Origin of the sequence: Streptomyces albidus (ex Kaewkla and Franco 2022) (assembly GCF_013870515.1) — a bacterium.
Taxonomy (GTDB): domain Bacteria; phylum Actinomycetota; class Actinomycetes; order Streptomycetales; family Streptomycetaceae; genus Streptomyces; species Streptomyces albidus.
Genome location: NZ_JACBXA010000230.1, coordinates 1 through 9,490, shown reverse-complemented (window position 1 = coordinate 9,490; position 9,490 = coordinate 1). Strand labels below are relative to the sequence as shown.

General features: G+C 68.0%; 6 protein-coding genes and 1 pseudogene. 6 read left to right on the top strand and 1 reads right to left on the bottom strand.

The annotated features are described in order from the left end of the window. Positions 1 to 450: 450 nt before the first annotated feature. Complete coding sequence (locus tag H5J26_RS24705) at positions 451 to 2,049, top strand: RNA polymerase sigma factor (protein ID WP_181768164.1); 1,599 nt, start codon at positions 451 to 453, stop codon at positions 2,047 to 2,049. A gap of 150 nt (positions 2,050 to 2,199) precedes the next feature. Then, a complete protein-coding gene (locus H5J26_RS24700) occupies positions 2,200 to 3,048 on the top strand; it encodes a S1 family peptidase (RefSeq protein WP_181768163.1) in 849 nt (282 codons plus the stop codon). A 232-nt stretch (positions 3,049 to 3,280) separates the two neighbouring features. On the opposite strand, the gene H5J26_RS24695 is transcribed toward H5J26_RS24700, so the two are convergent. After that, a complete protein-coding gene (locus H5J26_RS24695; protein WP_181768162.1) occupies positions 3,281 to 3,511 on the bottom strand; it encodes a DUF7455 domain-containing protein in 231 nt (76 codons plus the stop codon). 425 nt (positions 3,512 to 3,936) lie between these two features. On the opposite strand from H5J26_RS24695, the gene H5J26_RS24690 reads away from it, so the two are divergent. The 4 genes and pseudogenes from H5J26_RS24690 (at position 3,937) to H5J26_RS24675 (ending at position 9,443) form a co-directional block, all read left to right on the top strand. Next, positions 3,937 to 6,117, top strand: coding sequence for a DNA topoisomerase IV subunit B (locus H5J26_RS24690; RefSeq protein WP_309238058.1), 2,181 nt, complete (start codon positions 3,937 to 3,939; stop codon positions 6,115 to 6,117). A gap of 121 nt (positions 6,118 to 6,238) precedes the next feature. Next, a pseudogene (locus tag H5J26_RS24685) lies at positions 6,239 to 6,667 on the top strand (DUF485 domain-containing protein); the annotation flags it as partial. Positions 6,668 to 6,861: 194 nt separating this feature from the next. After that, positions 6,862 to 8,448 carry a cation acetate symporter gene (locus H5J26_RS24680; protein WP_181768160.1) on the top strand — a complete coding sequence of 529 codons (1,587 nt, stop codon included), beginning with the start codon at positions 6,862 to 6,864 and terminating at the stop codon, positions 8,446 to 8,448. A 137-nt stretch (positions 8,449 to 8,585) separates the two neighbouring features. After that, complete coding sequence (locus tag H5J26_RS24675; protein WP_181768159.1) at positions 8,586 to 9,443, top strand: glycoside hydrolase family 16 protein; 858 nt, start codon at positions 8,586 to 8,588, stop codon at positions 9,441 to 9,443. The last annotated feature ends 47 nt before the right edge of the window (positions 9,444 to 9,490 follow it).

The window sequence follows — 9,490 nt, the reverse complement described above, 5'->3', positions numbered from 1 at the left end:
CGGCCGTTGTGCGCAAAGCGAGCCGGTGCTCACCTGCGTACACGTTCATCGAAGCCGGGGCCGCCTCTGCCGTACGGGCGAGAGGCGGTCGTCGGGACGAGCCGTGACCATGAGGATGCGGCCTGGCAGTACGGTTGCGCCGCCGGTTTCCGGCGGCGCAACCGTTTCAGGGCTCGTCGGAGTGGAAGGCGTCGAGGACGTTGTCCTTTTCATGCCCCTTTAATCAAGTTCTCACCAGAATATATGGATGCAGGATGTGACCCGGGCCACGCGTATTGCCCGTAACGCTTCGCGTTGCAGCGCGATGACTCAAGAGGTGACAGCCGAGGCAGGAATACGGAGCCTGAGCCCCGCGCTCATAGAGGCGTTGTATTCCTCCACTGCTCAGCCCGCGCCGTCGGTTCATCCCCACCGGCGGTTTGCCGTTTCCATCGTTCCGAGAGGTTGTTCGTGTCGGCCAGCACATCCCGTACGCTCCCTGCGGAGATCGCCGAGTCCGAATCTGTGGTGGCGCTCATCGAACAGGGAAAGGCTGAGGGGCAGATCGGCGGCGACGACGTGCGTCGGGCCTTCGAGGCTGACCAGATTCCGCCAACCCAGTGGAAGAACGTACTGCGCAGCCTCAATCAGATCCTCGACGAGGAGGGTGTGACGCTGATGGTGAGTGCCGCCGAGGCCCCCAAGCGCACCCGTAAGAGCGTCGCGGCGAAGACCCCTGCCAAGCGCACCGCCACGAAGACGGTTCCGGCCAGGGCAGCCGCGGCGAAGAAGGCCGCCAAGCCGGAGGTCCCCGCAGAGGCCGACGTGGTCCTCGCTGAGGGTGCCGTCGAAGCTGCCGCTGCTGAGATCGCAGCCGAGCCGGTCAAGAAGGCCGTGGCCAAGAAGACCACGGCCAAGAAGACGGCCAAGAAGGCGACCGCGAAGAAGACCGCCGCTCCGAAGAAGGCGGGCGGCAAGAAGTCCGTCGTCGACGAGATCCTCGAGGGCGGCGAGGAGCCGACCGACGAGGCACCGGCGAAGGCGAACAAGCCCGGCGCGGACGACGGCCCCACCGCCGAGGTGAAGAACGAGAACGAGGGCTTCGTTCTCTCCGACGACGACGAGGACGACGCACCGGCGCAGCAGGTCGCTGCCGCGGGCGCCACGGCCGACCCCGTCAAGGACTACCTCAAGCAGATCGGCAAGGTCCCCCTCCTCAACGCCGAGCAGGAGGTCGAGCTCGCCAAGCGGATCGAGGCGGGCCTCTTCGCCGAGGACAAGCTGGCCGCCGCCGACAAGCTGGCGCCGAAGCTCAAGCGCGAGCTGGAGATCATCGCCGAGGACGGCCGCCGCGCCAAGAACCACCTGCTGGAGGCCAACCTCCGACTCGTGGTCTCCCTGGCCAAGCGCTACACGGGCCGCGGCATGCTCTTCCTGGACCTGATCCAGGAGGGCAACCTCGGTCTGATCCGCGCCGTCGAGAAGTTCGACTACACCAAGGGCTACAAGTTCTCGACGTATGCCACCTGGTGGATCCGGCAGGCGATCACGCGCGCCATGGCCGACCAGGCCCGCACCATCCGTATCCCGGTGCACATGGTCGAGGTCATCAACAAGCTCGCACGCGTCCAGCGTCAGATGCTCCAGGACCTGGGCCGTGAGCCCTCCCCGGAGGAGCTGGCCAAGGAGCTCGACATGACGCCTGAGAAGGTCGTCGAGGTCCAGAAGTACGGTCGCGAGCCGATCTCCTTGCACACGCCGCTCGGTGAGGACGGCGACAGCGAATTCGGTGACCTCATCGAGGACTCCGAAGCCGTCGTGCCGGCCGACGCGGTCAGCTTCACGCTTCTCCAGGAGCAGCTGCACTCCGTCCTGGACACGCTCAGCGAGCGCGAGGCCGGAGTGGTCTCGATGCGCTTCGGTCTCACCGACGGCCAGCCGAAGACGCTCGACGAGATCGGCAAGGTCTACGGCGTGACGCGTGAGCGGATTCGTCAGATCGAGTCCAAGACGATGTCGAAGCTGCGCCATCCCTCCCGTTCCCAGGTCCTGCGCGACTACCTGGACTGAGCGAGGCGCGCACAAGCACGCGGCAGGGGCCGGCGATCCTTTCACGGGATCGCCGGCCCCTGCCGCGTGAAGGGCTCCTCCCCAGGATGCGGAACTGGTCCATCCGGATCACTCTGGATGGTCCGGAAGGCCGCTAGGTCAGGAGGCCGAATGCGTCCGCTGCGCGCGATACCGTTGCCCTCGCTCATATCCGTGCTGCTCGGGGCCCTGCTGGCGATTCTGCTGGCGCCGCAGCCGGCCGCAGCGCGGGACCGGATCGTGGTGGGGGGCCATCCGGTGGACGCGGCCACGCACCCGTGGGTGGTGGCTCTGGCCAGCCGAGACCGGTTCGGGGACTCGCGCTCGGGCCAGTTCTGCGGGGGAGCGCTCGTGGGCGTCCGTACGGTGATCACCGCAGCCCACTGTCTGAGCACGGAGGTGCTCGGCGTGAAGCACGGCGAGGTGGACGATCTACGGGCCATATCGGGCAGGGGCGACCTCGGCACGCGCGAGGGGCGAGAGATGCCGGTGAGCAAGGTGTGGATCAACCCCGGCTTCGATCCCGAGTCCAACGCGGGGGACATCGCCGTACTCACCCTCGCCGACGCCATGCCTGAGGGGGCGACGGCCGCGATGGCGGGGAGCGGGGACGCCGCGTACGCGGCGGGAACGGCCGCGGAGGTCTTCGGCTGGGGAGACACCAGTGGAGCCGGCAAGTACGCCTCAGGGCTGCGCTCGGCCCAGGTGAAGATGCTGAAGGACTCGGCATGCGCCAAGGCCTATCCGGCCGGCACGCACGGTTCGTCGGGGGGCGCGTTCGAGAGCCGGTCGATGGTGTGCGCAGGGGTCGCCGCGGGCGGCCGTGACGCCTGTCAGGGGGACAGCGGAGGGCCGCTGGTGGCCGGGGGGCGCGTGGTGGGGCTGGTCTCCTGGGGGGCGGGCTGCGGCGAGGAGGGGCGGCCCGGCGTCTACACCCGGGTCTCGGCCATGGCGGAACTCGTGCGCGCCCACAGCGGCTGAAAAAAAGGAGCGAAGGAAGTGAGAAAAGCCTTGGCGGACGGGATCGGCGACAGTTGTTCGCTGAGAGCGGAAATGCGGAGCCGTCCCGTCATAGGGCCCCGGAGATATTCGCGTCCCGTACTCGGACAGCGAAAGGCGGCCACCCGGTGTCACCGGATGACCGCCCGCCGCTTTCCGGCCTCAGTGCCGGTCCGAGCTCGTCGGTTCGGGACGTTGCGTCAGGTCAGGCCGCTCAGCCCTCTCCGGCTTCCGCGTTCGCGGGAGCCGCAGTGAGCTTCTCGGTCTCGTCCTGTATCTCCGCAGCAATCTTCTTCAGTTCAGGCTCGAACTTGCGGCCGTGATGGGCGCAGAACAGAAGCTCTCCACCACTGAGCAGCACGACACGCAGGTAGGCCTGAGCATTGCAGCGGTCGCAGCGATCGGCGGCCGTCAACGGAGTCGCAGGGGTCAGAACAGTAGTCACGTCGCCTCTTCTCTAGCTCGACGAGCTGTCGTACCAGGGTCAACATCCAACCAGGTCGAAAACGTTCCCGCTCTCGACGAATCCTCGAAGATTTCTCCCCGGGGCGGCTGCATGTTGCCGGGTGGCGGCGAATGAGCCGTATTACGTGGGTTGCTTCGTCGTCATGTCACTTGGTTGCTGTTGTCCAGTTGTTTGTCTGTGCAGTGTTCCCGTTGTTGAAGGGGACGTGCCCGGAGCCTAAATGGTTCATGCCTCAAAGGGAACGTGATGTGTGTGTCACCCGCCCGAGTTATCGAACAGTCTATCGAAGATGGGCTAGCATGAACCCCTTCCTGGGTGGCGCGGCACGCCCTGTCCTGCACTCTCGGTACCCTCTGACGCGGCAACCAGCCACCAGAAGCAGAATTCAGCGAGGAGCGAACCGCGTGACCGCCGACCCCACCGTGGCCTCCGGCAGGGGCAACACCAAGCCGTCCACCGCTCTGCTCACCGGTCCCGACCGGGACGGCGGATCGAACTACACCGCGAGGCACCTGCTCGTCCTCGAGGGGCTGGAGGCGGTTCGCAAGCGCCCGGGCATGTACATCGGCTCCACCGACAGCCGGGGCCTCATGCACTGCCTGTGGGAGATCATCGACAACTCCGTCGACGAGGCCCTGGGCGGGCACTGCGACCGGATCGAGGTGACCCTCCACGAGGACGGCTCCGTCGAGGTCCGGGACAACGGCCGGGGCATCCCGGTCGACGTGGAGCCCAAGACCGGCCTCTCCGGCATCGAGGTCGTGATGACGAAGCTGCACGCGGGCGGAAAGTTCGGAGGCGGCTCCTACGCGGCCTCGGGCGGTCTGCACGGCGTCGGCGCCTCCGTGGTCAACGCGCTCTCCTCCCGGCTCGACGTCGAGGTCGACCGGAGCGGCAGGACGCACTCCATCAGCTTCCGCCGCGGCGTCCCCGGCATCTTCACCGAGTCCGGGCCCGACGCCCCCTTCGACCCCACCAGCGGCCTTCTCAAGGGCAAGAAGCTCCCGAAGAACCGCACCGGCACGCGTGTGCGCTACTGGGGGGACCGGCAGATCTTCCTCAAGGACGCCAAGCTCTCCCTGGAGACGCTGCACGCCAGGGCCCGGCAGACGGCCTTCCTCGTCCCGGGCCTGACGCTGGTCGTGCGGGACGAGCGCGGGCTCGCGGGCAAGGAGAGCGCCGAGGGGCAGGACGGAGCCGGCAGCGGGGTCTCGGAGGAGGTCTTCCGCTACGACGGCGGGATCAGCGAGTTCTGCGAGTACCTGGCGCAGGACAAGCCCGTCTGCGACGTGCTGAGGCTCCAGGGCAAGGGGAACTTCAAGGAGACCGTGCCGGTCCTGGACGACCGCGGGCACATGATCCCCACCGAGGTCCAGCGTGAGCTGGACGTGGACATCGCTCTGCGTTGGGGCACCGGCTACGACACGTTGCTGAAGTCCTTCGTCAACATCATCGCGACGCCCAAGGGCGGCACCCACGTCTCCGGCTTCGAGCGGTCGCTCACGAAGACCGTCAACGAGGCGTTGCGGTCCGCGAAGGTCCTTCGAGTCGCCGAGGACGACATCGCCAAGGACGACGCGATGGAGGGCCTGACGGCGGTGGTGACCGTACGGCTGGCCGAGCCGCAGTTCGAGGGGCAGACCAAGGAGGTGCTGGGCACCTCGGCGGCCTCCCGCATCGTCGCGCAGGTCGTGGCCACGGAGCTGAAGAACTTCTTCGGGTCGACCAAGCGGGACGCCAAGCAGCAGTCGCGTGCGGTGCTGGACAAGGTCGTCGCCGCCGCCCGTACGCGTATCGCCGCGCGCCAGCACAAGGAAGCGCAGCGGCGGAAGACTGCCCTGGAATCGTCGTCCCTGCCCGCCAAGCTGGCCGATTGCCGTAGTGACGACGTCGACCGCAGCGAACTGTTCATCGTCGAGGGGGACTCGGCGCTCGGAACGGCGAAGCTCGCCCGCAACTCCGAGTTCCAGGCGCTTCTGCCGATCCGCGGCAAGATCCTCAACGTTCAGAAGTCCTCGGTCTCCGACATGCTCAAGAACGCCGAGTGCGGCTCGATCATCCAGGTGATAGGAGCAGGTTCCGGGCGGACCTTCGACATCGACCAGGCCCGCTACGGCAAGGTCATCTTCCTCGCCGACGCCGATGTGGACGGCGCGCACATCCGCATCCTGCTGCTCACGCTCTTCCAGCGCTACATGCGGCCGATGATCGAGGAGGGCAGGGTCTTCTCCGCCGTGCCTCCGCTGCACAGGATCGAACTGGTCAGCCCCAAGAAGGGCCAGGACAAGTACCTCTACACCTACTCCGACAACGAGTTGCGTCAGACGCTGCTGGAGCTGGAGCGCACGAAGGTCCGCTACAAGGACTCGATCCAGCGCTACAAGGGTCTGGGGGAGATGGACGCCGACCAGCTCGCGGAGACGACCATGGATCCGCGGCACCGCACGCTGCGAAGGATCAACATCAGCGATCTGGAGTCGGCGGAGTCGGCGTTCGACCTGCTGATGGGCAGCGAGGTGGCACCGCGCCGTGAGTTCATCGGGGCCTCCGCGGCGACGATGGACCGTTCACGGATCGACGTCTGACGCGACCGGCCGGAGGCTCGTAACGGCTCCGGTCATACCGCCCGTTCTGGTTCATCACCTGAAGGGGTGAACCGTCCGGGATGCCCCATCCGTGATCTTCTGCGTCTGCCCATCCTTGGGCATGCGCACCGATGATCCCTGGCACGACGCCCTCGCCTCCGGTTGGGGTGACGACGACGCACGGCCTGCCGCCCCGCCCCGGAGTGACCGCGTCGAGAAGCGGGGAGAGCCCGTGGACGCGCACGCGGCGGTCTATCTCACGGTCCAGCGCAGCGCCGCGTTCCAGCAGGTGCGCCGTCGCCATCGCCGCTTCGTGCTGCCCGTCAGCGCGGCGTTCCTGGTCTGGTACCTGGCCTATGTCGTGACGGCCACCGTCGCACCGGGCCTGATGTCCCGCCCCGTCGCGGGAGTTCTCAACGTCGCGATGGTCGCGGGCCTGGCGCAGTTCGCCAGCACCTTCCTGCTCACGTGGGCGTACGTGCGCCACGCCAGGCTGCGACGGGACCAGCTCGCGCTCGAACTGCGCTGGGAGACACAGGACATGGCCCGCCTGCAGGCGGCCGCGCAGATCCCCGCGCAGACGGCCGGGAGCGCGCAGGCGCCCGCGCAGAGCGCGCCCGTACGCGGCGGTGCGGCAAGGCGTGCCGATCCCCGCGCAGCTCCTCGCTCTGAGTCCCGCGCTGCTCGTCGCACAGATTCCCGTGCCAACGCCCCCGCCCCTCGCACCGCTTGGGAGACCATGCCTTGAGCGGCAACCACCAGACGCTGACGCTGGTGCTGTTCAGCGCCGTCATCCTCGTCACTCTCGCCATCACGAGCTGGGCGAGCCGCCGGCGTCACGGTTCGCCGGAGGAGTTCTACGCCGGCGGCCGGCTCTTCAGCCCCATGGAGAACGGCTTCGCCATCGCCGGCGACTACATGTCGGCGGCGTCCTTCCTCGGTATCTCCGGCGTCATCGCGCTCTACGGCTACGACGGCATGCTGTACTCCGTCGGCTTCCTGGTGGCGTGGCTGGTGGTGCTGTTCCTCGTCGCCGAACTCGTGCGCAACTGCGGGCGGTTCACGCTCGCCGACGTCGTGGCCGCACGGATGCGGGAGCGCCCGGTCCGCATCGCGTCCGGCATCTCCTCCGTCACCGTCTCGGTGATGTACCTGGTCGCGCAGATGGTCGGCGCGGGCAGCCTCGTCGCGCTGCTGCTGGGTGGTGCGAGCGGCTCCGCCCGTTCCTGGACGGTGATCGGCGTCGGGGCGCTCATGATCGTCTACGTCTCGTGCGGGGGCATGCGCGCCACCACGTGGATTCAGATCGTGAAGGCGGTGCTGCTCCTCGGGGGAGCGCTGACACTGACGGTTCTGGTGCTCGTGCGCTTCGGCGGCGACCTCGGGTCGCTGCTGAGTACGGCGGCCGAACGCAGCGGCCACGGACGCGACTTCCTCGCCCCCGGCCTGCGCTACGGCGGCGAGTGGACGCACCGTCTCGACTTCATCAGCCTCGGACTCGCGCTCGTGCTGGGGACGGCGGGGCTGCCGCACATCCTCTCCCGCTTCTACACGGTGCCCACGGCGCGTGCCGCGCGCCGCTCCGTCGTGTGGTCGATCGGCCTGATCGGCGTCTTCTACCTGATGACGATCGTGCTGGGCTTCGGAGCCGCCGCTCTGCTGGGCGGAGGTGCCGTCCGCGAGTCGGACCCCGCGGGGAACACGGCGGTGCCGCTGCTGTCGCTGGAGTTGGGCGGAGGTGCCGGATCGACGGGCGGTCCGGTGCTGTTCGCGGTCGTGGCAGCCGTCGCCTTCGCCACGATTCTGGCCGTGGTCGCGGGGATCACGCTGGCCTCGTCGGCGTCCGTGGCGCACGACCTGTACGCCTCGCTGAGCAGGCGCGGTACGCGCGGCGAGGTGGGCGTCGCACGTGTCGCCGCAGTGGGTGTGGGCATCGCAGCGATCGGACTCGGGCTGCTGGCGCAGCAGTTGAACGTCGCCTTCCTCGTCGGCCTCGCGTTCGCGGTCGCTGCGGCGGCCAACCTGCCCGTGCTGCTCTACGCGCTGTTCTGGCGCCGGTTCACCACGCGTGGTGCGGTCTGGGCGGTCTACGGGGGGCTGGTTCCGGCCATCGTGCTCGTGTTGCTCTCGCCAGTGGTGTCGGGCGGGCCCGGTGCCCTCTTCCCCCAAGTCGACTTCGCCGTCTTCCCGTTGGAGAACCCGGGCCTGATCGCGATCCCGCTCGGCTTTCTCGCCGGCTGGCTCGGGACCGTCACCTCGCGTGAGCCGGCGGACGAGGCCAAGCACGCGGAGACAGAGGTGCGTTCGCTCACGGGGGCGGGGGCCGTATGAGGGCGGAAGGCGGGCGTCAGCCTGTGAAGAAAAAGGTCCAGACCTATTGACATGTACGCGGTGAAGTCGCAGATTCTCTTCAAGAGTTAACGGCATGCCAATCCGTGAGATCCGCTCCACAGGAAGGCAACCGCTCGATGAGATCCAGGACTTCCGCGACGGCCGGGCTGCTGGCCGCCCTCGCTCTCGCCGCCACCTCCCTGGTGGCGGCTCCCGCAAGCGCCGCCGAGCCCGACGGGCCCGAGGGGAACGCCGTGGCCTCCTTCACCGACGACTTCGACGGCCCCGCCGGCGGCGCCGTCGACGGGTCCAAGTGGAGGTTCGAGACGGGCGACAACGTCAACAACCACGAGCGTCAGTACTACACGAACGGTACGGACAACGCCGCGCTCGACGGCCAGGGCAACCTCGTCATCACGGCCAAGAAGGAGAACCCCGGCAACTACCAGTGCTGGTACGGGCCTTGCGAGTACACCTCGGCACGTCTCAGCACGGCGAGCACGTTCACCACCACGTACGGGCACGTCGAGTCCCGCATGAAGATCCCCCAGGGGCAGGGAATGTGGCCTGCGTTCTGGATGCTTGGCAACGACATCGGCAGCGCGGGCTGGCCGGCCTGCGGTGAGATCGACGTCATGGAGAACGTCGGCTTCGAGCCGAGCACCGTCCACGGCACGCTCCACGGGCCCGGCTACTCCGGCTCCGGCGGCATCGGCGCCGGCTACTCCCTCCCGAACGGGGAGAAGTTCGCAGACGGTTTCCACACCTTCGCCGTCGACTGGTCACCCGAGAAGATCACTTGGTCCGTGGACGGGAACGTCTACCAGACACGCACCCCCGCTGATCTGGGCGGCAACCGCTGGGTCTTCGACCACCCCTTCTACATGATCCTCAACCTCGCGGTCGGCGGCTACTGGCCCGGCGACCCCGACGGAAGCACCAGCTTCCCGCAGCAGCTGGTCGTCGACTACGTGCACGTGAGCGGCGGCAACTGACCGAGGATGCCGGGCAGTCGGCGTCCCGTCCGGGCCGGGCGGTCCGC